Annotated in this window: 23 protein-coding genes; 17 read left to right on the plus strand and 6 right to left on the minus strand. The window is 51.0% G+C overall.

The window, feature by feature from the left end; all coding sequences use genetic code 11:
* Positions 1 to 211: 211 nt before the first annotated feature.
* Positions 212 to 1,198, minus strand: coding sequence for a glycerophosphodiester phosphodiesterase family protein (locus J7E85_RS20850; protein WP_215161116.1), 987 nt, complete (start codon positions 1,196 to 1,198; stop codon positions 212 to 214).
* A gap of 203 nt (positions 1,199 to 1,401) precedes the next feature.
* Here J7E85_RS20850 and J7E85_RS20855 point away from each other — a divergent pair, with 203 nt between their 5' ends.
* From J7E85_RS20855 to greA, 7 genes are all read left to right on the plus strand, one after another.
* Positions 1,402 to 2,091 carry an FHA domain-containing protein gene (locus J7E85_RS20855; protein ID WP_215161118.1) on the plus strand — a complete coding sequence of 230 codons (690 nt, stop codon included), beginning with the start codon at positions 1,402 to 1,404 and terminating at the stop codon, positions 2,089 to 2,091.
* A 2-nt stretch (positions 2,092 to 2,093) separates the two neighbouring features.
* Positions 2,094 to 2,360 carry a hypothetical protein gene (locus tag J7E85_RS20860; RefSeq protein ID WP_215161120.1) on the plus strand — a complete coding sequence of 89 codons (267 nt, stop codon included), beginning with the start codon at positions 2,094 to 2,096 and terminating at the stop codon, positions 2,358 to 2,360.
* A 96-nt stretch (positions 2,361 to 2,456) separates the two neighbouring features.
* The gene (locus tag J7E85_RS20865; protein WP_215161122.1) at positions 2,457 to 3,890 is read left to right on the plus strand and encodes a PTS mannitol transporter subunit IIBC; all 1,434 of its coding nucleotides are present in this window, start codon (positions 2,457 to 2,459) and stop codon (positions 3,888 to 3,890) included.
* Positions 3,891 to 3,964: 74 nt separating this feature from the next.
* A complete protein-coding gene (locus J7E85_RS20870) occupies positions 3,965 to 6,034 on the plus strand; it encodes a BglG family transcription antiterminator (RefSeq protein WP_215161583.1) in 2,070 nt (689 codons plus the stop codon).
* Positions 6,035 to 6,050: 16 nt separating this feature from the next.
* Positions 6,051 to 6,491 carry a PTS mannitol transporter subunit IIA gene (locus tag J7E85_RS20875; RefSeq protein WP_071220559.1) on the plus strand — a complete coding sequence of 147 codons (441 nt, stop codon included), beginning with the start codon at positions 6,051 to 6,053 and terminating at the stop codon, positions 6,489 to 6,491.
* Positions 6,488 to 7,657: a mannitol-1-phosphate 5-dehydrogenase gene (locus tag J7E85_RS20880; RefSeq protein ID WP_215161124.1), complete on the plus strand. Its 1,170-nt coding sequence runs from the start codon at positions 6,488 to 6,490 to the stop codon at positions 7,655 to 7,657. Before J7E85_RS20875 ends, J7E85_RS20880 begins: the two co-directional genes overlap by 4 nt.
* Before the next feature lie 364 nt (positions 7,658 to 8,021).
* Positions 8,022 to 8,498 (plus strand): transcription elongation factor GreA, encoded by a 477-nt coding sequence (greA, locus tag J7E85_RS20885; protein WP_215161126.1) that lies wholly within the window; start codon positions 8,022 to 8,024, stop codon positions 8,496 to 8,498.
* A gap of 125 nt (positions 8,499 to 8,623) precedes the next feature.
* On the opposite strand, the gene J7E85_RS20890 is transcribed toward greA, so the two are convergent.
* A complete protein-coding gene (locus tag J7E85_RS20890; RefSeq protein ID WP_215161143.1) occupies positions 8,624 to 9,829 on the minus strand; it encodes an MFS transporter in 1,206 nt (401 codons plus the stop codon).
* Positions 9,830 to 10,441: 612 nt separating this feature from the next.
* A complete protein-coding gene (locus J7E85_RS20895) occupies positions 10,442 to 10,753 on the minus strand; it encodes a hypothetical protein (protein WP_215161145.1) in 312 nt (103 codons plus the stop codon).
* Positions 10,754 to 10,907: 154 nt separating this feature from the next.
* Here J7E85_RS20895 and J7E85_RS20900 point away from each other — a divergent pair, with 154 nt between their 5' ends.
* The 5 genes from J7E85_RS20900 (at position 10,908) to J7E85_RS20920 (ending at position 14,268) form a co-directional block, all read left to right on the plus strand.
* Positions 10,908 to 11,264 (plus strand): nucleotide excision repair endonuclease, encoded by a 357-nt coding sequence (locus J7E85_RS20900; protein WP_098749461.1) that lies wholly within the window; start codon positions 10,908 to 10,910, stop codon positions 11,262 to 11,264.
* A gap of 270 nt (positions 11,265 to 11,534) precedes the next feature.
* On the plus strand, positions 11,535 to 11,870 hold the full coding sequence (locus tag J7E85_RS20905) for an ArsR/SmtB family transcription factor (RefSeq protein ID WP_215161147.1): 336 nt from the start codon (positions 11,535 to 11,537) through the stop codon (positions 11,868 to 11,870).
* Positions 11,871 to 11,895: 25 nt separating this feature from the next.
* A complete protein-coding gene (locus J7E85_RS20910; protein ID WP_215161149.1) occupies positions 11,896 to 12,405 on the plus strand; it encodes an SRPBCC domain-containing protein in 510 nt (169 codons plus the stop codon).
* 261 nt (positions 12,406 to 12,666) lie between these two features.
* Positions 12,667 to 13,728 carry an LLM class flavin-dependent oxidoreductase gene (locus J7E85_RS20915; RefSeq protein WP_215161151.1) on the plus strand — a complete coding sequence of 354 codons (1,062 nt, stop codon included), beginning with the start codon at positions 12,667 to 12,669 and terminating at the stop codon, positions 13,726 to 13,728.
* A gap of 93 nt (positions 13,729 to 13,821) precedes the next feature.
* Complete coding sequence (locus tag J7E85_RS20920; protein WP_251035911.1) at positions 13,822 to 14,268, plus strand: hypothetical protein; 447 nt, start codon at positions 13,822 to 13,824, stop codon at positions 14,266 to 14,268.
* Between the two features lie 56 nt (positions 14,269 to 14,324).
* Here J7E85_RS20920 and J7E85_RS20925 read toward each other — a convergent pair whose 3' ends face one another.
* The 3 genes from J7E85_RS20925 to J7E85_RS20935 all read right to left on the minus strand — a co-directional run bounded on the left by J7E85_RS20925 (position 14,325) and on the right by J7E85_RS20935 (position 16,296).
* The gene (locus J7E85_RS20925; RefSeq protein ID WP_215161153.1) at positions 14,325 to 15,032 is read right to left on the minus strand and encodes a zf-HC2 domain-containing protein; all 708 of its coding nucleotides are present in this window, start codon (positions 15,030 to 15,032) and stop codon (positions 14,325 to 14,327) included.
* Positions 15,029 to 15,517: an RNA polymerase sigma factor gene (locus J7E85_RS20930; RefSeq protein ID WP_098749456.1), complete on the minus strand. Its 489-nt coding sequence runs from the start codon at positions 15,515 to 15,517 to the stop codon at positions 15,029 to 15,031. The genes J7E85_RS20925 and J7E85_RS20930 overlap by 4 nt, the downstream gene beginning before the upstream one ends.
* Before the next feature lie 80 nt (positions 15,518 to 15,597).
* Complete coding sequence (locus tag J7E85_RS20935; RefSeq protein ID WP_215161155.1) at positions 15,598 to 16,296, minus strand: Crp/Fnr family transcriptional regulator; 699 nt, start codon at positions 16,294 to 16,296, stop codon at positions 15,598 to 15,600.
* 101 nt (positions 16,297 to 16,397) lie between these two features.
* Here J7E85_RS20935 and J7E85_RS20940 point away from each other — a divergent pair, with 101 nt between their 5' ends.
* The 5 genes from J7E85_RS20940 (at position 16,398) to J7E85_RS20960 (ending at position 21,835) form a co-directional block, all read left to right on the plus strand.
* Positions 16,398 to 17,171 (plus strand): HAD-IIB family hydrolase, encoded by a 774-nt coding sequence (locus J7E85_RS20940; protein ID WP_215161157.1) that lies wholly within the window; start codon positions 16,398 to 16,400, stop codon positions 17,169 to 17,171.
* Positions 17,172 to 17,390: 219 nt separating this feature from the next.
* Positions 17,391 to 18,578: an amino acid deaminase/aldolase gene (locus J7E85_RS20945; RefSeq protein WP_215161159.1), complete on the plus strand. Its 1,188-nt coding sequence runs from the start codon at positions 17,391 to 17,393 to the stop codon at positions 18,576 to 18,578.
* The gene (locus tag J7E85_RS20950) at positions 18,575 to 19,909 is read left to right on the plus strand and encodes a D-arabinono-1,4-lactone oxidase (protein ID WP_215161162.1); all 1,335 of its coding nucleotides are present in this window, start codon (positions 18,575 to 18,577) and stop codon (positions 19,907 to 19,909) included. Before J7E85_RS20945 ends, J7E85_RS20950 begins: the two co-directional genes overlap by 4 nt.
* 272 nt (positions 19,910 to 20,181) lie before the next feature.
* Positions 20,182 to 20,610, plus strand: coding sequence for a MarR family winged helix-turn-helix transcriptional regulator (locus tag J7E85_RS20955; RefSeq protein ID WP_076323737.1), 429 nt, complete (start codon positions 20,182 to 20,184; stop codon positions 20,608 to 20,610).
* The gene (locus J7E85_RS20960) at positions 20,603 to 21,835 is read left to right on the plus strand and encodes an MFS transporter (protein WP_215161165.1); all 1,233 of its coding nucleotides are present in this window, start codon (positions 20,603 to 20,605) and stop codon (positions 21,833 to 21,835) included. Before J7E85_RS20955 ends, J7E85_RS20960 begins: the two co-directional genes overlap by 8 nt.
* Positions 21,836 to 21,898 lie beyond the last annotated feature (63 nt).

The raw sequence follows: 21,898 nt of genomic DNA on the forward strand, positions 1-21,898 counted from the left end.
TTAATTGCGTTTTATATAGTTATGAAATTAGGCTAAAAGACCCTTATTAATAATAATCGGTAAAATCGTCCCAAAAACTTTGCCCTACACCCCGTGAAAATAAAAAAAGCCCCGCAGCGGGGCGTGAGCTTTTTAGCGGGCGGATTTTCCGGTTTATGCGGTTTTTCAACATGCCCGTATGGATGAGTTGAATTACATAGGAACCCTTCGATTATTCATTCTTCTTCATGGTCAGCTCCGGGGCGATCACGTCAACCCGATTCGTCCAAATCCCGCCGCTGTAGTCGTCTGGCAGTCGTTCCAAATCCGCTACGGAGTCAAAGCCCTCCGACCAGCCTCCGTCCCCGGCGACGAGGATGACGCGTGTATTAATGCTGTCCATCCGGTTCAGGAATTTATCCGGCCATCCCCACAAGTAGCGGGCGTATTTTTCCGGAATATGCAGCTGGGTGTTGCGGCAAACCGATGGAAGGTAGCCGCTCCAGCCGGCTCCGGCATAGGATACGAGACAGCTCTTCAGCGTACCCATCGACATGACACGCAGGGATGGAAGCTGCGATTTTAATGCCCGAATCGGCTCATCGTCTCCGTAAACGGTCAGCTGGCTGAGACGCTTCACCGGCAGTCCGGCCAGGTACTCTGCCAGGAGTTTCCCCTCTTCAGGGTCGGTGCTTTTGATATGGATCAGGAATGAGCCGTCAGGGAATGCCTCTAATACCTCGGCTAACGACGGAATCAGTCCGACTCCCTTGCCCCGAAAAGGATAAGTCGCTCCCTGATCGGCCGTATAGCCATACCCGATGTCTATGTTTTTTAGCTGCTCCATGGTATAATCCTTGACCAAGCCCTCCACGTCAGTACGGCATTCCAGGGTCCAGTCATGGAACACGGCAAACTGGCCGTCCTTGGTTGGTTTGATATCCAGTTCCACGATATCGGCGCCTGCTTCGAATGCGGCTTTCATGGACGGAATGGTGTTCTCCAGGTAAGCATGCTCCGGCACATAGATGCGGGAGGCGGTGCAAGTATCGGCTTGAATGCCTTCCATCGAGAAGGTCTGGCCAAGCCCGCGATGCGCCAGCAGCAGCGGCTCTACGTCACGCTCTTTGGTGAACAGGGATGTATTATTTACAAACAGAAACACAAACAACACGAGAACAAACAGTATGATCTTCTTCCATCTTTTTAGTTTTCGCATGATCCAATCCCCCAAAATCGTATACAATATGCAGTAGTAGATTTATATTTATCTCTATCTCTGTCTAAGTTCTCTATTTAAAAATCCTTCTTTTATACATCTTAGTGATTTTGGGTGCATACTCAATAGCTGGACCATAACAATTGCATAATAGCGAACTGATAAACACAATGAGCAGCATAATAAGAACGGGAGGGAGCATGATGGACAAATCCTCCTTTTTGATGGTGGAGCGGGGGAACCCCTATGAGCGTGGAGACGTTATAGCTTTGACCAAACCCATAACGGTGCTTGGCCGCAAGGGCCAGCATTTTGATCCGGATATCGCGTTTGATAACATTTTTGTGTCCCGGCAGCATGCAGCGCTGCTGTATCGAAACGGAAAGTTCAGCATTAAGGATTTGAACAGCAAGCATGGTACCTTCGTCAATCAGGAACGGCTGGCTCCCCATGATGAAATGCCCCTTCAGCACGGAGATACCATAGCACTCGCTGGAGATCTAATCGTGTTGTCCTTCTCCATCCTCAGCATGGATGAGACGATGGACATTACACCGCTCATCAAACAGCTGGCAGCGGTCGAGGCCTCAGGCGGACTTAGGCTGAATCCTTTCAAGCAGGAGCTGGTATACGGCGAGAATGTGTGCGCTTTTTCGGAAAAAGAGTACAAATGCATGGAGCTGCTGGTCAACCACCAAGGCCAGTTCGTGTCCAAGGATCAGCTCAAGGTATACATTTGGCCCGAGCGGAGCTATGGAACGGATGAAGTGCCCGATGTGAGCTCCGAGGAGCTGAATGCGCTGATCTACCGGGTTCGCAAGAAGACCCGAGGCATTCTGGATATTGAAAGCATCCGAGGAAAAGGTTATATTTTGCAGACACAAGAAGAATAAGTATGAATGAACAAGCACTTCCGGACCCCGGGAGGGCTTGTTTTGTTAAGATAGCGAATCGACAATCAGAAAGGGATGAGCATGGAATAGCGGATGCTGTATACGAGGATACACACCGCGCTTTATTGAGAGCGCTTTATTTTTTTCGCTGCGGGCAGGCTTGCTCTGCGAAAGAAACCACGTCAGGACTGCATTTTCAAAATTATGACATGATCCATTTAAAAGTTGTCAACAATATTCTTGACGAAACCCGCTTTTCCTTTCGTTGAGCCTTTTGCCGGGCTGACTTAACATAGAGATGTCAGATGAAAGCGACACAACAAATTTCAGATTTATGTTCAAATATGACTAGGAGGTTCTATACGATGTCCAACGAGACAAATACAAACGCTTCCAAAGGCATTCGCGTAATGGTTCAGAAGCTTGGCCGTCTCCTTAGCGGCATGGTGATGCCGAATATCGGCGCGTTTATTGCCTGGGGTCTGATTACGGCTCTGTTCATCCCGACCGGCTGGTTCCCGAACGAGAATCTGGGAGCGCTGGTTGGTCCGATGATCACGTACCTGCTCCCGCTCTTAATCGGTTATACGGGCGGACAGATGATCCACGGCAAGCGTGGTGCGGTTATCGGTGCGGTTGCTACGGTCGGTGTCATTGTCGGGGCAGATATTCCGATGTTCCTCGGCGCCATGATTATCGGTCCTATTGCTGCTTGGGTACTGAAGCAGTTCGACAAGCTGGTTGACGGCAAAATCAAATCCGGGTTCGAAATGCTGGTGAACAACTTCTCGCTCGGCATCATCGGCGGCGCGCTGACATTGGTGGCATACACTGGAATCGGGCCGCTTGTACAGGGCATTACCCAAGCGCTGTCAGCAGGTGTTGACGTACTGGTCAATGCGAACCTGCTGCCGCTGGTCAACATTATCATTGAGCCGGCGAAGGTGTTGTTCCTCAACAATGCGATTAACCACGGGATATTCAGTCCGATCGCCACAGAGGAAGCGGCACGTATCGGTCAATCCGTTCTGTATATGCTGGAATCGAATCCCGGTCCCGGGCTGGGTATACTTCTCGCCTATTGGTTCTTCGGACGCGGTTCTGCCAAATCCTCTGCACCGGGCGCGGTCGTGATTCATTTCCTGGGCGGTATTCATGAGATCTATTTCCCATATATTCTGATGAAACCGGTTCTGATCCTGGCTGCTATTGCAGGCGGTGTTGCCGGAACCTTCACCTTCCAGATTCTTGGAGCCGGATTGGTGGGTCCTGCGTCGCCGGGCAGCATCATTGCTTACTTCGCCATGGCGCCTAAGGGCGGCCTGATTTCGGTGCTGGCAGGTGTCCTTGTTGCAACGATTGTCTCCTTTGTCGTGGCGGCATTGTTACTGAAAACAGGCAAACAGACGGAAGAAGAGCCGAATCTCGAAGAAGCATCCGCCAAAATGAAGGAAATGAAAACCGGCGGCATGAATGACCAAGTCGCCCCAGCTTCTGCGGCTGTGGCCAATCTGGACAAAGACAACGTGAACAAAATTGTGTTCGCTTGCGATGCCGGCATGGGCTCCAGTGCAATGGGCGCCTCGGTATTAAGAAAGAAACTGCAGCAAGCAGGCGTCAACATTACCGTTGTGAACTCGGCGGTAAGCGAAATACCGGATGATGCGGATATCGTTATTACCCAGAAGACACTCACCGAGCGGGCCATCGCGAAGAATCCAAATGCGGAGCATATCTCCATCGACAACTTCCTGAAGAGTCCGAGATATGATGAGCTGGTGGAACGACTCAAAGACTAACATAAGCCTAAAACCATATGACACGCTGGCGTAGCAACGCCGGCGTTGTCTTTCATTTCATGAAGAAGGGGGCCATGCGTCTGGGACACATCACTGCCCGCCAGCGACAAATCCTTCTGCTCCTGATGAGCAGGAACGAGGGCATGACGGCTGCAGAAATAGCCGCTGAGGTCGGGGTCAGCGTCAGGACGGTTCACCGGGAAATGGAGGAGATTGAGAAGGAACTGCAGGGTACGGGCGTTCTGCTTCATAAAAAGTCGGGAACGGGCATCCGGCTGGAAGAGGAGACGCCTGAGGAGATGGCTCAGCTGCGGAAGCGCCTGATTTCAGGAAAGCCGGCTGATTACTCCGTGGAAGAGCGCAAAATCCTCATGCTATGCGCCCTGCTTGAGGAGAATGAGCCCATCAAACTGTTTGCTTTGGCCCATAGTTTAAAAGTAACCGTACCGACCATCAGTAATGACCTGGATGAGCTGGAGCCATTAATGAAGCGGTTTAACCTTAACCTAATTCGCCGCAGAGGCTATGGTATCGAGATTGAAGGCTCGGAAGGCGTAAGGCGATCGGCGATTTGTCGGCTTGTCGAGGAATATCTGGATTATTCCGATCTTGTCGGGGATGGATATCGTGATCAAAGCGAGCCGGTGACCGCCCGTTTGCTGTCCATGATTGATAAACCGGTGCTGCTGGATGTAGAGAAATGTTTATGGGATATGAACTGGGATTGGACGGAGAGTCTTAGCGAAGGTGCATATACTGCGATGCTCATAGCGTTATCGGTTTCCGTAAACAGGATCAAGCAGGGGCGGAGCATAGAGATAACGGATATGACGGGATATGGTAAATCCTCAGCGTCAATGGAGGAGGCAAAGGATTTCGCGAGTCGCCTAGGTCAAACCTTGAAGATTGATTTTCACGATCCTGAAATGAAATATATAGCTCAATTATTCGAATCAGCGAAGGACATGTCCGAGGTCAGCGAACTGGCTCACACGGATGTGGAGATGGTGGAGATCGCCCAGCGTCTGATCGAACGGGTTCAGGGGCGCATCGGCATTCCGTTCCAGGAAGACCGCACGCTGCGGGCAGGTCTGGTGGAGCACATCGGGGCAGCCATGAAACGGATTCGGGAAGGGACCCGGATCCGGAATCCCTTGCTGAGCCCGATTCGGAAGGATTATGAGGAGCTGTTCAAAATCGTCCGTCGTTCGGTTGATGAAATGAAGCTGGACATAACCGTCCCGGATGAAGAAATCGGGTTTCTGGTTATGCATTTCGGTGCATCCAGCGAACGGCTGAACCAGCTGGGACATCATCTGAAAGCCATTCTGGTATGTTCCAGCGGCCTTAGCTCCTCGAGGCTTCTCGGGACACGACTGAATAAGGAGATGCCGCAGATTGAGGTGCTCGGCAACGTCTCGTGGTATGAAGCGGCTCGGATACCGAAGGAGCAATATGATCTCATCATATCGACCATTGATCTTCCGCTGTCGAAGGATCGGTATGTGAGATTAAGTCCGCTGCTAACAGCGGATGATAAAGAGGCATTGCTGCAATTCATCCAGAGCACATCCTTGAAGCCGGCCGCAGGCATGGCTGCCGATAAGCGAATCGAGGAAGAGCGTAAGGTCGCATCAATCGAGCGTCTGCGCATGCAGGCTGCCCTGATGAACGAGATTGTATCGCTTCTGGATGGCTTTCATGTGTACCACCTGGATAATCGGCAGGATGATTTGCAGGGCACATTGAATGAAGCCTTGGCTAAGGTGGTTGAGCGCGGGGCTGTCCGTGATGCGGAGAAGGTGAAGGAGCGTTTGCTTGAGCGCGAACGGATGGGCACCCAGCTCATTCCAGATACGACGCTTGCCTTGTTCCATACGCGCAGCCGCTATATTACCTGGCCGTCTCTAACCCTGTTCCGGCTGGCGCATGCAGCGCAACTGGAGGACGGGGCAGAGGCGGGTGTCATACTGCTGATGCTGGCACCAAAGCAGCTTCCGAAGGAGAGCTTGGAGGTGCTCAGTGAAATCAGCGCCATGCTGCTTCACTCCGAGCTGATTGAGCTGATGGAGCGGGGCAGTGAGGAAGAAATCCGCTCCTATTTGGCGGAAGAGCTTCAGCATTTTTTCAATCACAGACCATAGAAAGAGGGAGACCAACATGAGTAACATACTGTCCAAAGATAAAGTCGTACTGAACGCAAAGGCTGATAGCAAGAGCGAAGCCATCCGCATGGCGGGGAATCTGCTTGTGCAGGCAGGCCATGTATCCGAGGATTACGTGGATAAAATGCTGGAACGCGAAGAAATTGCGTCCACTTATATGGGCGGAGGACTCGCGATTCCCCACGGCACCAAAGAGGCTAAAGGCATGGTGATTTCCACGGGCTTGTCCATTGTCCGCTTCCCGGAAGGCGTAGATTTCGGAGGAGATGAGCCGGCGTTTATTGTTATTGGTATCGCGGCTGCCGGTGGTGACCACATGGAGATTCTGACGAATGTGGCCATGATCTTTACGGATGACGAGAGCATTGAGAAGGTCATGAACGCTTCCAGCGAAGAGGAGATTCTGGCGATCTTCGAAGGAGGAATGGGCGCATGAAAGCAGTCCATTTCGGAGCAGGCAACATCGGGCGCGGTTTTATAGGGCTCTTGCTGTCACAAGCTGGTTATGAGGTTTGTTTTATTGACGTGAACGAAGAGTTGGTATCGGAGCTGAAAGCACGCGGGGAGTATCCCGTAACCTTGGCCAGCGAAGGACAGGAGACCACGATCGTTAAAGGCATCACGGCACTCAATAGCGCCTCGGAGCCCGAGGCTGCCGCACGTGCAGTAGCGGAAGCGGATCTCGTGACGACAGCAGTAGGTGTGAACATTCTGAAGTTCATCGCCGGCACCATTGCCGAGGGGCTGAAGCTTCGGCTGCAAGCGGAATCTGCTGCACCGCTTCATATTATTGCATGCGAGAATGCCATCGGCGGCAGTACGCAACTGAAAGAGCATGTCTACGGGAAGCTTGATGACGAGACGAAGCAGAAGGCCGATCAGCGGGTTGCTTTTCCGGATGCGGCCGTAGACCGGATTGTGCCGCTGCAGCAGCATGAGGACCGTCTGAAGGTCGTGGTGGAGCCGTTCTATGAGTGGGCGGTGGACCGTTCGCAGATGTTTAAGGACTATGTCCCTGTGGAAGGCATTCACTATGTGGATCGCCTGGAGCCGTATATTGAACGCAAGTTGTTCACGGTGAATACCGGACACTGCTCGGCGGCGTATGTAGGCTTTCTGAAAGGCTACGAGACCATCCAGGACGCCATGAAGGATGAAGAGGTAGCGAGTCATGTCCGCGCTGTGCTCGAGGAGACGGGAGCTGCGCTCGTGCATAAACACGGCTTCAATCCTTCCGAGCATGGAGCCTATATCGATACCATCCTGGAGCGGTTCCGCAATCCGGCCCTGACCGATAAGGTGTCCCGCGTAGGCCGCTCCCCGATCCGGAAGCTGTCCCCGGGCGACCGCTTGGTGTCGCCAGCCATGCTGGCATTCGAAAGCGGGCTTGCGTATAAGAGCTTGGCGAAATCCATGGCGGCGGCACTGCTGTTCGATGTTCCGGAAGATCCGGAAAGCGTGGAGTTGCAAGCATCGGTCCGAGATATCGGTGCAAGCGACACGGCCTCCCAATATACCGGCATTGCCGGTGAGCATCCGATTATGGGCGAGCTGATGGAGCAGTACGAAGCATTGAAGGCTGATGTCGAAGCGAGTTCGTAAGATATTGGAAGTGAATCCAATAGCAGGCGGATGCACGTACCGATAGGGCACGGCATTCCATCTATCTCGTATAGCCCCTGGTTCTCCTTGCGGAGAAATCAGGGGCTATACGCATAAGCAGGAGATCGGGCTCTTTTCTTCCGTGTTCTTCAGAATATGATGGTTCGCTTCCTCTAGGGTGGTTGCCGGGGCTGCAATGTACATTTTCTTCTCGGCGAAAAATAGCATCCATGTTTATCATTTCTCAAAGGAAATGAGAAAAAAATACCAAATATTCCATCCATCGATTTTCAGAAAGTTTTCGCTTATTTTCGAAATAAAGAGTACACTAGAAGTAAGAAATTAAAAAGTGGATGTGATGAACATGGCAGAAGAACTGATCTTGACCCAGGAGGGCTATGATAAACTCCAGGAAGAACTTGATGACCTCAAGTATGTAAAACGCAAAGATTTAGCGGAACGGATCAAGCTCGCGATCAGCTATGGTGACTTGAAGGAGAACAGCGAGTACCACTCGGCCAAGAACGACCAAGCGTTTATGGAAACGCGCATCATCATCCTGGAAAAAACACTCAACAACGCCCGGATTGTCGACGCCAAGCATGTAAGCTCAAAAACGGTGAATGTTGGTACGAATGTCGTCCTGAACGACATCGAGTTTGCAGAGAAGCTTGAATATCAGGTCGTAGGACCGGCAGAAGCCGACGTATTGAACAATAAAGTCTCATATGAAAGTCCGCTTGGCAAAGCGCTGATGGGCAAAGCGGTAGGCGATCAAGTCAACGTGGAAGCGCCGATGGGTATTGTTAAGTACGAGCTGCTGGAGATCAAAGTTTTGTAATCGCAGAGGGATAAACGAATATATAAATAAAAAGGCGTAACCGGAAGCACGATGTCCGGTTACGCCTTTTCAACATGGTTCGTGCTCCGTATGGCAGGCGAGAGTTACATACCTAATGGAGCAGATTAAGCATTAACCGTTACGGCCTTGCGCTCATACATATAGCAGGCTGCGCCCAGAATGAAGGCGAGTCCCACCAGTCCAGCGCCCACCCAAGGCAGGGCGGTTAAGCTTAGATGCGTAATGACCAACCCTCCGATAAAGGCCCCCGCTGCATTTCCGAGATTGCCCGCAGAGTGGGTTGCCGTGGAGGCTAACGCTGGAGCGGATTGGGCCAGACTCATCACGCGCACCTGCATGCCCGGCATGACGGCGAAAGAGGCAGCTCCCCACAGCACGATGGTCAGCACGGCCGTGACCGGGTTATGGATGGTCACGGTGAGGATGGTCAGAATGACGGCAGTCGCAAAGTAAACGCCCAGAATGGAGGGCAGCAGCTTCCAGTCGGCCAGCCTTCCGCCTACGATATTACCGGCGGTTACGCCGATACCGAACAGGATCAGAATCCAGGTGACGCTTGGTTCGGCAAAGCCGGTGATCTCAATCAGCAGCGGCGCAATATAAGTGAAGACGGCGAACAAGCCGGCGTTGCCAAGCGCCCCGATCACCAGGAAGAGAAGGAGTTGTGGTCTAATGAGTGCTGTAATTTGCTGAACGATGCTTGAAGCTTGTTCCTGCCGTAGCTTCGGAATGAAGATCAGGATGCCGATCAATGCCAACACCCCCATAACGGCAATCGCGGCGAATGAAGCACGCCAGCCCATCGTCTGGCCGATGAAGGTGCCAATCGGAACCCCGATGATATTGGCTATCGTTAATCCGGCCATCATGATGGACACCGCCCCGGCACGCTTGTCCGGTCGCACCAAGTTCGAAGCGATGACGGCTCCCACACCGAAGAAAGTACCGTGCGTCAGCGCGGTCAGCATGCGGGCACCCATCAGAACGGCATAGCTCGGAGCGAAGACCGAAATACCGTTACCCAGAATAAACAGGCCCATGAGCAGCAGGAGCAGCTTTTTTTGTGGAATTTGGTGGGTTAGAACGGTTAGAATAGGGGCCCCTACGGCTACCCCGAGTGCGTACATCGTAATCAGCTGCCCGGCCGATGCAATGCTGACATTCAGATCATCCGCGACATTAGGGAGTATTCCCATGATGACGAACTCCGTCATGCCAATGGCAAAAGCACCAACGGTGAGAGACAGTATAGAGATGGGAAATGGCTCTTTGGCGCCTTTTTTCCCAGTGGCGTGTTGCGATATATCCATGGTGTTCAAGTCAACCTTTCTGCTGTGTTTGTTAAAGATATAATCCCAATCATCATTATCGGTTTTAAAGAGGGACTGTTACATATTATTTAATGTTGTCGGAGGATAATCAAGAACTTTATTTTTTGGGGAAAATGGATACCCTGAAAAGGGAAGCTCTACTAAGGAAAGCTTGTCCATCCATAAGCAAGAACTCGAGAGCGCCGCAGGGGCACTCTCTTGATGAGTGGGCGGATCATCGAGGCCATTTATCGAGCCTGCTGATCTATACTTTGAATATAAGGGTTTTAGAAACAAGTGAACGACTGGATACTTCTTAAATCGAAACCCGAGAATACCCATGTTCTTCCTGTCCATCGAAAACCTGCAACCGAGGTGCGGCCAACGAAAGTAGGGAAAAACCAGAAGCCGGGCCCATTTCTCGGCCAAATATAGGTGTTCCGAAACAAACAGCCTGTGATCGCCCCAGGGTCAATAGCGAAGGTGCTGGCCACAGGCTGCTCGGGGATAGATTGTGGAGGTGGGGATGAGGGGCCTTGCTGCGGTCCCTGAGGTCCTTGCGGCGGCATAAATGCCATAACGGAATCACTCCTTAATCGGGTTTATATGGGTTTATGTGTAGAGCAGGGTGATGACAAGTAATTCGAATAGGACAAGTGGCAGGATGACATTATTATAGTAACTGGGGCCGAAGCCGCGCTGGCTTTCGTATCCGGGCAGACTTAAATACAGAATCCCCTTCTCGCAATGCATAATCGTCCCTTCAAAAACATCACCGTCGAGCGTTTCGACGCGAACCAGCTGATTCGCATGCTGCTTACATAGATGGTGAATATGATCGCGAACCGATTTGATGTTGTGCCTCATGCTGGGTTCAGCTTGATACAAGGTTTGTTCCTGGTGTCCGGGATATTGAATGCTCATATTGTAAAAGACCCCCATCGTTATTAGTCATACCTAGTTTCCATCCTATGCGGATGCCTAGAGAGGGGTGCTTTTGAATTTCTCGCATGGGCAAATAAGCAGATTAGTGATACGATTTAGATCAATATATGAATTGAGGAAGTGAGCGTTAGTCGTGATCAATATAACCATTCCCAAGGTAGACGTTACCATTACCAAGCAGGCAGCTCCGGAATTGAGCCACATTTACGGATTTACAGATTTTCACCTGATTCCAAGAGATCGGGGCGGGATTTTCATGTTCTACAACAGCAAGGAGGAACTCCTGTTTGTTGGCAAAGCAAGAAAGTTAAGACCGCGGATTAAGAAGCATTTTGAAGATAGCGTTTCTCCGATCAAGGAGCATCGGGATGAGGTTACACGAATCGAGGTCTGTATCATTGAAGACGCCGTTCATAGAGAGATCTATGAAACCTATATCATTAATGAATTCAAGGCCAAATATAATATAGACAAGGTGTTCTTTAAGTAAGGAATACGAAGGATAAAGTGACAAGAAGCAATAGACGTGGTCGAGTAGTGACCCGCGTTTATTGCTTTTTTGTGTTGTGATAAAAGAAATCAAAAATTCTGTTTGAATATTCCTTTACAAGAATATTCCTATCGTGGTATATTATGATCAGGAAGTACGGTACGCCATTAAATCAGCAAAAAAAGAGGTGATGTTGGTGACGTGGACAGAGAGAACAGACAATCACCGTACACGCGATAGCAGCGGGTCTGTATCCGTCATCACAACAAAATGGAACTAACAACATTTAGCGCTTTAGCCGAACCGAATCGTTTTCGTATTGTGGATCTCCTGCTGAAGGGGCCTTTAACGGTAGGGGAAATCGCTGAACGTCTTGACATTCGGCAGCCACAAGCCTCCAAGCATCTAAAGGTGCTGCTGGATGCCGGGCTGGTGGAGGTAAGGGCGGAGGCGAACCGGCGGAACTACATGCTGCGTTCGGAGCCGTTTGAGGAACTGGACCATTGGCTGAATAATTACCGCAGAATATGGAACGAGCGCTTCGACAACTTGGATAATTACTTAGAGAAACTGCAATCGGAAGGGACAGGTAAGAAACAGGATTAACACCTAATATGAGGAGGAATTGATAATGACAAACCAAATGATTACGCGGGTTGAAGGGAAAGTACTTGTATTGGAACGTGTGTTTAACGCACCTAGGGAACTGGTATTCAAGGTGTTTACGGATGGAGAGCATCTGAAGCAGTGGTGGGGGCCTCGCGGATGGGAGGTTACCGTATCCAAGATGGATTTCCGTCCGGGCGGCTCATGGCATTACTGCATGAAGTGTTTGGATAAGAATCAGGGGGATTTCTACGGCATGGAATCCTGGGGAAAATCGGTGTACCAGGAGATCGAAGAGCCGGAGAAAATTGTGCTTATCGATTATTTCTCCGATGCGGAAGGCGCCATTGCTGAGGGAATGCCTGCCCCGATCTCTACGATCACCTTTGTGGAGCAGGATGGGAAAACCAGGCTGATCAATCGGGCAGTGTACGATTCTCCGGAGGCTCTCAAAACGGTGCTGGATATGGGAATGGAAGAAGGCGTTACCCAAACCTGGGATCGCTTAGAGGAATACTTGGCAGCAAAGCAATAAGCCTCCCTATAATCAGTGTCAAACGATATCATGAATGGCCGGGATCCGTATGGATTCTGGCCGTATTTGATTTCCTTATGTCCATCGACCCGCAGAATCCACGTTATCAGTTAACTTGTAACTTGAAAAATCCAAACTAAAAGTTCAATATAAAGATAATTGAATGATAGATAACGATGTTGACTGCTCTTAGGCGGGAAGCAACGATAATCTTTGCCTTCGGTTCTGCCCCACGGCAAAGCATAATAGGAGGAAATCATGATGGAGATTGGAGTTAGCTCGTTCGTAGAGACTTGGCCAGATGTGAAGACAGGCGAAGTGATGAGCCATGCGCAGCGGCTGCGTGAGGTTGTTGAGGAAATCGTCCTGGCTGATCAGGTGGGATTGGATGTGTATGGAGTAGGTGAGCATCACCGTAAGGATTATGCGGCATCTTCGCCTGCGGTTGTGCTCGCTGCGGCTGCGTCGCAGACGAAGTGGATTCGGCTGACGAGTGCGGTTACGGTGCTATCCTCCGCTGATCCGGTGCGGGTGTTTCAGGATTTCGCCACCTTGGATGCCATCTCGAACGGGCGTGCCGAGATTATGGCAGGCAGAGGTTCGTTCATCGAATCGTTCCCGTTATTCGGCTACGATCTGAGCCATTATGATGAATTGTTCGAGGAGAAGCTGGAGCTGCTGCTCAAAATCCGTGAGTCGGAAAAAGTAACCTGGCAGGGCGGGCATCGCCCAGCGATTCATAACTTAGGCGTCTATCCGCGCCCGGTTCAGAATCCGCTGCCGGTGTGGATAGGAAGTGGAGGCAATTCGGAATCGGTTGTGCGCGCAGGCCTGCTTGGTCTACCGCTGGTACTGGCGATTATCGGTGGGAGTCCTCTGCAGTTCGCACCGCTGGTTAAGCTGTATAAAGAAGCGGCCGCCCATGCGGGTCATGATGTATCGAAGCTGCCGATCGGCTCGCATTCCCATGGATTTATTGCGGAAGATACGGAGATGGCAGCGGACAAGTTCTTCCCATCCACCCAAGCCAGCATGAATGTATTGGGACGGGAGCGGGGCTGGGGATACTATGACCGCGGGAGCTTCGATGCTGCTCGGAGCTTCGAAGGTGCGCTCTATGTAGGAGACCCGGAGACGGTCGCCCAAAAAATCATTCACCTACGCAAGCATGTGGGCATTACCCGCTTCATGCTGCACGTGCCGGTGGGAACGATGCCTCATGATGAAGTCATGCGAGCCATTGAACTGCTGGGAACCGAAGTCGCCCCTCGGGTGCGCAAGGAAATCGACCGCTGGGAAGCGGCTGGTGAACCTGCGGAGTAAGCTGACAGCACTTTTATTGAGATGAAATGGATTAAACGCAACCTTTTTCGGTCCATACCGTTTATGACATAAACGGACAAGGTGGGGTACATCTTGCGGGTTGCTAAATATTTCGTGTTGTGGTTCGTATTTATATTGATGTTTACCGGTACGATCGTAGGCTTGGAGTATATCGAAGGCTATAAGATTGCAACAACGGAATATTACGGCCTTCGTAATATGGGTCTGGTGTTGGTGATCATCCCGATCTTCTTATCCTCGATCCTATATCCGGTGATCGTGCTCCCGTTATCGTGGCTAATCGGCATGATTCGATGGGTTAGAGCTTCCCTCATCCTGTATGCTCTGCTGTATGCCGTGCTGTATGCCGTGCTGTGGGCCGGGGCTGGGGCTTTCCTGTTCTATGAATCCTATGAGGCTCGATTCATACAAGAATATGAGCTCCATGTCAGCACCGCGATTATTCTGTTCGGGGTGGTCGGCTTGGTCTACGCTTGGATCGAGTGGAGATTATTGCATAGACCCGTTACGACGGTTTGAGGTTCAACAAGAGACCGCTTCGGGGCCCCAAAGGCTACCATGGCGGTCTCTTTTTTTCAATCTCCCTCGCTATTAAACTGCATCTCGACGGACTCGCTTGCCGCAGGCAGCTCCATGCCTTGTTCCCAGATCAGAATCCGGTCATCGGGCGTTCCCAGATAGAGGGCTTTGATCTGAACGCCATCGCTAAAGCTCTTTTCATAGGCATTTCTCTCTGCGATATCGTTGGTGTAGTACATGTTGGACAGTCCCATATCCGCGAACTTTTTGGACTTGAAGATGGGGCGCTTGGGTGTCACGTACAAGTTTCCTTCGGCATCCGTGTCATAGTTGGCTTGATTTACGTTGTAGCCATCTGTCATCTTCACATGATAGGCAATTCGCCCATCCTTCAGCTGGCTGATATCGGATACTTGGATAACGCGGGTAGGAACGCTTATAATGTTCCATTTAAACAAACCCACATAAGCCAAGATTAGGAGAACACCAGCTATGCAAGTGATCAATAAGCCTTTGGCAAACGAGATCCATTTGGTGCGTGACCACTGTGCGGCAACCTGCTGCAATCCGGCACCCTCCAGCTTGTTATGTTCGATCGTTTGTAGCGGCAATGACATAGGGGAACTCATATTGCTCAGCACCTCCCGGCAAGCCTGGCAATCCGCCAGATGCTCTTCTACCAGGGCCTGGGTGTCAGCACTGCACACATTATCATAGTACAAGGGCAGCAAATCCTGAATAATACCACACGAAACTCGGTTCACGGTCGGTTCTCCTCCTTGTACAGGCTTTGAATTTTTTGCTTGGCTCGAAAGAATGTGACTCTTGCCCAGCTCTCAGTTTTTTCGAACAGCTGACTGATTTCGCCAAAAGACAACTCCCCGAACACCCGCAGCGTGAACACCTCTTTATACGGCTCGTCCATCAAGTGCAGAATTTGGTGGATTCGGAAAGCCTCTGCTTTATCGACGGTTTGCCATGCGATATCCAGACCGCTGCTGTGCTCGACTTGCGGGGCCGGCTCATATCGCTTTTGCTTATCTAGGTAGGAGAAGTATGTATGTTTAGCGATTTGGCAGAGCCAAACGCTAAGCTTGCACGTACCTTGGAACGAATCGATATGCTTCAGCGCTTTGAAAAACGTCTCCTGTGTAAGTTCTTCCGCAACATGCTCATCTCTGCTAAGCGACAGCAGGAACCGATACACGTCTTGAAAGTGCTGATGGTAGATCTGGTGCAAATCCGTCACCTATTCACCTCCTTGCCTATATGACCGGCCCATGGCCGATTCGTTACAAGAACTTGAGAAAAAAGTTTCGGCCGGGCGATCTACTCATAGCGAATCCCATTCGATGCCACCTCCATGGCGTTCCAGTCCAGAATACGGATGGTCTGTCCGTTCCGCTCCAGGACCCCCTTTTGGGCGAAGGCATGCATCACCCGGTTCAAATGTCGGTGCGTGGTACCAAGCAAGCTGGCAATCTCCCCGATATGGTCGGTCTTCAGCTCCATCCCAAAGGAAGGATTGGACACCGGCGACAGGGTGGACATGAGGTAGCTGGCAAACCGGTTCTCGACGGATGCCAACAGATTGACGCGGGAAGCGGTCGTGCAGGTCTGAAGTTTATAGCTCAGGTGATCCAGCAAGGTGGATGTAAAGCGGGCGTTCGTCATTTCATGTTGCTTAATATAGTCAAAGGACAGCCCGATGAACAGGCATTCGTTAACGGCTTCAATCTGGGATTGGACCGGGACGCTTCGAATCAATTCAATATCCCCGATGATGGAAAAAGGATGGCCAAAGCGCAGAAGAAGCGATTTACCGGTTTCGATGCTGGAGGTCACCTTGATCTTTCCTTGTACGAGGAACAAAAGGGAATTCATGGCGAAGCCTTCATGCAGAATGATCTCGCCAGGCTCGTATTGCTGCAATGTAAAAGGCACAGGCTTGCTCAGATCCAGCATGCTCTCGAATTGAAATTGCTCCAGCTTGGCTCTCAGCAAGGGTGCATCATGAAGTATTTTCATGGGTCTTTGGGTTGCTCCTTTCTCTTCTGGACAAATGTCCTTCTCATTATACGATCAACTGCTATGATAAGAGCAATGAGAAGATACAGGAGGGCAAGGGCATGAAATTTGTATTCGATCTGGACGGAACGATCTGTTTTAAAGGGCAGCCGGTTTCGAACGAGTTGTTGAAGGCATTGGAGGAGCTGGTGGCGCAAGGGCATGAGGTTATTTTTGCTTCCGCCCGGCCGATTCGCGACTTGCTTCCCGTCCTTCATGAGCGTGTTCATCACTACCCGATGATCGGAGGCAACGGCTCGATGGTAGCGGCAGAGGGAAATGTGGTCTGCACGGCGGGCTTTGAAAGCGAGGTGCTTCCGAGCCTTCTTCAGCTGTTAACAACGTATAACGTAAGCTATTTGATTGATGGAGAATGGGACTATGCCTATACCGGTCCTGCGGATCATCCGATTCTGCTAAATTTGGATCCGAACAAGCTGGCTAAGAACGTGGCGCTCCAGGAGCTGACTTCGGTTGTGAAAATATTGATGCTGACCTCGGACCATATGGCGGAAGTAGAGGAGAGGCTGAGACAGATGGATGTCGTTGTTCACGTGCATGGTGGGGAAAATGTGCTGGATATCAGCCCTAAGGGGATACATAAATGGAGCGGGCTTCAGCAGCTGGGCGTGAAGGAGGGCGAGTATGTTGCCTTTGGCAACGATGCCAATGATATCACGATGTTCCAGCATGCGCTGCACGCGGTAATGATTGGTGATCATCCACTGCTGGCACCCTACGCCTCGGAACAACTGCCGCTGGATCGCGATATCGAGCATGCGATTGCGGAACGGATGCAGGCGCTCGGTCGTCAATATGCTGCGACAAGTGTGTAGGGCCGGTAGGCTCCTTCGGGATGTATAGAGTTTCAACATACTTCACGGTTCAAGAAACGGGGACGCATTATATTTCCTATACGATAAATTCGTCCAGCCAACCACCGGCTGGGCTTTTTTTATTTACGTGGATGGTGGTGTGCGGAAGGATAATCCGCTGCCTTCGAGAATATCATGTGGCATAGGTGTGAGGGGAAACGGGAAGGTGTTGATAAAGGGATGTCGACATACGAATACTATAAAGAGATATTCGCGGAAATCCCGAGGCCGTTTGCCTTGGTGGATCTGGACATGCTGGATGACAATGCACGAGCGATTGCGCGGGCTGCAGGAGGCAAGAAGGTACGGCTGGCTAGCAAGTCGATCCGCTCCGTGGATGTCATGCATCGTATCCTGAATTCGGATTCCATTTTCCAAGGGATCATGTGTTATACCGCAGCGGAAGCCGTATTTCTGGCAGAACAAGGCTTCGATGATTTGCTGCTTGGCTATCCGCAGTGGCAGCCGGAAGCGATTCAATCCATCGTGAATCTGGTTAGCAAAGGCCGTTCGATTACCTTAATGGTGGACAGTGTGGAGCATGTCGAGCACATCGAACAGTTCGCCAAACAACAGAGTACCGTTACTCCGATATGCATCGATCTGGATATGTCGGTACATTATCCCGGCCTCCACTTCGGTGTATGGCGATCACCCGTCCATTCGTGGGAGGGCATGTACCCGATAGTGGAGCAAATCATTCGCTCCCCTTGGCTTCGACTGGACGGCATCATGGGATACGAGGCGCAGGTGGCAGGCGTCGGGGATAACGCAGCCGGAAAATATGTAAAGAATACGATGGTCCGGTGGCTGAAGAGCCGCTCCATCATTGAGGCCGCCAAGCGAAGGCAGGAAGTCGTGGAGCGGCTTAATGCCATGGATATCCAGCTCCGCTTCGTCAACGCAGGAGGAACCGGAAGTTTGGACAGCTCCCGGAAGGAAGCGTGGGTAACCGAGATTACGGCCGGATCGGGTTTCTATGCGCCGGGGCTGTTCGACCATTATGCGTCATTCCGTTATAAGCCGGCAGCAGCTTATGCCATAGAGGTGGTGCGGATACCGAAGGCAGGGATCGTGACCTGTATGGGCGGGGGATACACTGCATCGGGAACAGCGGATAAGGATAAGCTGGCGAAGCCCTATTTGCCTGAGGGTTTGGAGCTGTTCCCGCTGGAGGGTGCCGGTGAGGTCCAAACGCCGCTACGCTTGCCTGCCCTTGTGAAGCTCGGCCTGGGAGATCCGGTGTTCTTCCGTCATGCGAAGGCCGGAGAACTGTGCGAACGATTTAAGGTGCTGTATGCGGTCTCGCAAGGCCGTATCGTGGGTGAATATGCCACCTACCGTGGAATGGGGGAGTGTTTTCTATGAAGCAGGTCCAATGGTCCAATTGGTCGGGATCGGTGCGAGCGAATCCAAGAACGGTGCTGTATCCTGCATCCATTCTGGAAGTGGTGAAAATGGTTCAGATGTGCCGGCAGGAGGGCAGGCGGCTGCGGGTGGTCGGCTCAGCACATTCCTTTACTCCCATTGCTGCATCCGAGGACTGCCTGGTCTGCTTGGACGCCATGCAGGGACTGGTCCATGTCGACGCAGAAGCCAGGACAGCTACCGTGTGGGCGGGGACGAAGCTGAAGCTGCTCGGCGAGCTGCTCTTTCAGCATGGGCTGGCACAGGAGAACCTAGGGGATATTGATGTGCAATCCATTGCGGGTGCCATTAGTACGGGGACGCACGGGACGGGCCGGGAATTCGGGAATATATCAACGCAGGTTGTCGGACTTATGGTGGTCACTGGCACAGGCGAGGTGCTGGAGTGCAGTAGGGAGTCGCACCCCGATGGGTTCAAGGCGCTGCAGGTTTCCTTGGGTGCACTCGGCATTATCGTGCAAGTGACGTTGAGGCTTGAGCCGGATTACAAAATAGAATATGAAAGCAGGAGAGTGCCACTCGACGAATGCTTGAAGCAGCAGGCTCAATTAGCGGAAGAGAACCGTCATTTCGAATTTTATTGGTTCCCTTATGCGGAGCCGTGCCAGATCAAGCTGATGAATAAGACGGATCAAGAAGTGACAGAACATCGGATCAGGGATTATGTCAGTGAAGTGTTGGTGGAGAATACCCTTTTCGGTCTAATCTCGGAGCTGTGCCGCAAGGTGCCAAAGGCAAGTCCGTATGTCAGCCGTTTCTCGGCGTCACAGGTTCCGCTGGGGCGTAAAGTGAATTACAGCCATCGTTTGTTTGCGACCCAGCGGCTCATTCGTTTCAACGAGATGGAGTATAACATTCCGGTAGAGTCGATGAATGCGGTTATTGAAGACATGCGTACAGAGCTATCGCGAAGCAAGTTTCAAGTACATTTTCCTGTGGAATGCCGCTATGCCAAGGGCGATGATATATGGTTAAGCCCCGCATTTGGCCGGGATTCCGCTTATATTGCGATTCATATGTACAAAGGCATGCCGTATGAAGATTACTTCAGCGCGATGGAGCGCATCTTCCTCCGGTATAGCGGACGGCCACATTGGGGGAAAATGCATAATCTTGGGGCTGCTCAATTGAAGGAGCTCTATCCGATGTGGGAAGCATTCCGTGCGGTTCGGGAAGAGCTGGACCCGGATGGCATCCTGCTGAGTGATTATATGGGCAGGCTGTTCGATGTATCCGGGCCCATCTCCGATTCGATCAGTGATATTGGCTAGACCCTTATCAATCAACTTACATAAAATCGCCCTTAGATGGTTGTTTTATCTTCCATCGCCCAAGGGCGTTTTTTTGTTGCCCGATGTTCGCTCCCGGAAGCGGCAAGAAACGAATAGATCACTTCTGAAACAGGGAGAATAAGCGTCGTTATGCTGATTCGCAAGCGGCTAGCGTTTGTAATTGGAAATCAATTGGGATGGACAATGCAAAGGATCTTCTTTATAATCAATAAATAGTTACCCAAGGTAACCATTTTGGATGGAGGTATCAAATGGACGCCCACAGACATTTTTTCCATAAATACTTTACGCTGCATCGCCCTTTCGTCAATGAGCTGAACCGTAAGCTTGAAGACTATAACCTGTATTATGCCCAGTGGTCCATTATGTACTATCTGGATGTTTATGAATCGATGACCTTGGTGGAGCTATCCAAAATGCTGTACGTGGAGAAGCCCACGGTAACCCGAACCGTGAACGCGCTGATCAAGCTGGACTACGTGGAGCAAATTCCGGTGCGTGATAAACGGGAGAAGCGCATTCAGCTATCCAAGACGGGAGTTGGCGTTGTCCAACAAGTCCGTAAGGTGTTCGACCAATATGAACAGGAGATCATGGAAGGTGTCTCTGCTGAGGAACAGGCCACGGTTATTCGTGTGATGGAGACGGTCAGAGACAACATTATTAGAAAAGGTGATTAACTTGGAGCAAGCAGACTCGCGAGATCGATTGTGGAGCAAGGATTTTTTGATTTTGTTTGGCGTCAATTTCCTGCTCTTTTTATGTTTTTATTTATTAGTGGTCATTATGTCCTCGTATGCAAAGAATGAATTTCATGCATCAACAGGAATGGCTGGCTTGGCTTCCAGCATTTTTGTTGTGGGCGCATTGATTGGACGGTTGATCGGAGGCAGCATCATTGAGAGGGTCGGGCGCAAAAAACTTCTTTTTACCGGTCTGATCGCCTTTAGCGTTCTTATCGGGTTATATTTCATTGTGAACAGCCTGAGCTTGCTGCTCATTGTTCGGTTCTTCCACGGCATAGCCTTCGCACTCGCTTCAACGGCAACAGGCACGATTGCAGCCAGCCTGATTCCGAACTCCAGAAGGGGTGAAGGTACGGGTTATTATGGCGTGAGTATCATTATCGCATCGGCCATTGGCCCTTTTATTGGTCTGATGATTAACGAACATGCTACGATGATGGCCAACTTCACGCTGTGCGCTGTACTGGGTGTTCTCTCTTTGCTGTCCGCATTCTTTATGAACATACCGAAGCTGGTGCTGACCGCTGAGCAAAAGAAGGATCTGCAAGGATTGAAACTATCCAACTTTATTGAACCGAAAGCATTACCGATTTCGCTGGTCAGCTTCGTCATGGGTTTCGGATATTCCAGCGTTTTAACGTACCTCATGATCTTTGCCGGACAGATCAGTTTGACCGAAATAGCCAGTTATTTCTTTATTGTCTACGCTATTGTGGTCATTCTGTCGAGACCGTTCACGGGCCGGTGGTTTGACCAAAGAGGTGCCAACGTGGTGATGTATCCTGCGATACTTTCATTTGCAATCGGCATGGTGCTGCTCAGTCAAGCCCACCACGGTCTGACCTTGCTGCTCTCGGCCGTATTTGTCGGTCTGGGCTACGGTACGACGCAATCCAGCTCCCAGGCCCTTGCCATCAAGCGTTCACCGGCTCACCGGATTGGACTTGCGACGTCGACCTTTTATATATTTGTGGACGTGGGCATCGGGTTCGGGCCCTTTATACTTGGTTTCCTGACACCGCTTGTCGGCTTCCGGGGCATGTACATTGCAATGGCAGTCCTGCTGGCTGCGGGTATTGTGCTGTATCACTTCTTGGTTGGGAAAAAGGAAAGGGACGGGAACGACGGGCATGCTGTCGTGCATTCATCAAAGATTTAAAGTCATGTAAGACTGCCGCTGAGGCAGTCTTTTTTGGTATGCATGAACGAAAATGCAAGGAGG

The organism is Paenibacillus sp. ISL-20, assembly GCF_018613005.1.
Classification (GTDB): Bacteria; Bacillota; Bacilli; order Paenibacillales; family Paenibacillaceae; genus Paenibacillus_AQ.

Coding starts and splice junctions, on each gene's coding strand:
- J7E85_RS20850 (WP_215161116.1), bottom strand. CDS start 1,198: ATGCGAAAACTAAAAAGATGGAAGAAGATCATACTGTTTGTTCTCGTG.
- J7E85_RS20855 (WP_215161118.1), top strand. CDS start 1,402: ATGGACAAATCCTCCTTTTTGATGGTGGAGCGGGGGAACCCCTATGAG.
- J7E85_RS20860 (WP_215161120.1), top strand. CDS start 2,094: ATGAATGAACAAGCACTTCCGGACCCCGGGAGGGCTTGTTTTGTTAAG.
- J7E85_RS20865 (WP_215161122.1), top strand. CDS start 2,457: ATGTCCAACGAGACAAATACAAACGCTTCCAAAGGCATTCGCGTAATG.
- J7E85_RS20870 (WP_215161583.1), top strand. CDS start 3,965: ATGCGTCTGGGACACATCACTGCCCGCCAGCGACAAATCCTTCTGCTC.
- J7E85_RS20875 (WP_071220559.1), top strand. CDS start 6,051: ATGAGTAACATACTGTCCAAAGATAAAGTCGTACTGAACGCAAAGGCT.
- J7E85_RS20880 (WP_215161124.1), top strand. CDS start 6,488: ATGAAAGCAGTCCATTTCGGAGCAGGCAACATCGGGCGCGGTTTTATA.
- greA (WP_215161126.1), top strand. CDS start 8,022: ATGGCAGAAGAACTGATCTTGACCCAGGAGGGCTATGATAAACTCCAG.
- J7E85_RS20890 (WP_215161143.1), bottom strand. CDS start 9,829: ATGGATATATCGCAACACGCCACTGGGAAAAAAGGCGCCAAAGAGCCA.
- J7E85_RS20895 (WP_215161145.1), bottom strand. CDS start 10,753: ATGAGCATTCAATATCCCGGACACCAGGAACAAACCTTGTATCAAGCT.
- J7E85_RS20905 (WP_215161147.1), top strand. CDS start 11,535: ATGGAACTAACAACATTTAGCGCTTTAGCCGAACCGAATCGTTTTCGT.
- J7E85_RS20910 (WP_215161149.1), top strand. CDS start 11,896: ATGACAAACCAAATGATTACGCGGGTTGAAGGGAAAGTACTTGTATTG.
- J7E85_RS20915 (WP_215161151.1), top strand. CDS start 12,667: ATGGAGATTGGAGTTAGCTCGTTCGTAGAGACTTGGCCAGATGTGAAG.
- J7E85_RS20935 (WP_215161155.1), bottom strand. CDS start 16,296: ATGAAAATACTTCATGATGCACCCTTGCTGAGAGCCAAGCTGGAGCAA.
- J7E85_RS20940 (WP_215161157.1), top strand. CDS start 16,398: ATGAAATTTGTATTCGATCTGGACGGAACGATCTGTTTTAAAGGGCAG.
- J7E85_RS20945 (WP_215161159.1), top strand. CDS start 17,391: ATGTCGACATACGAATACTATAAAGAGATATTCGCGGAAATCCCGAGG.
- J7E85_RS20950 (WP_215161162.1), top strand. CDS start 18,575: ATGAAGCAGGTCCAATGGTCCAATTGGTCGGGATCGGTGCGAGCGAAT.
- J7E85_RS20955 (WP_076323737.1), top strand. CDS start 20,182: ATGGACGCCCACAGACATTTTTTCCATAAATACTTTACGCTGCATCGC.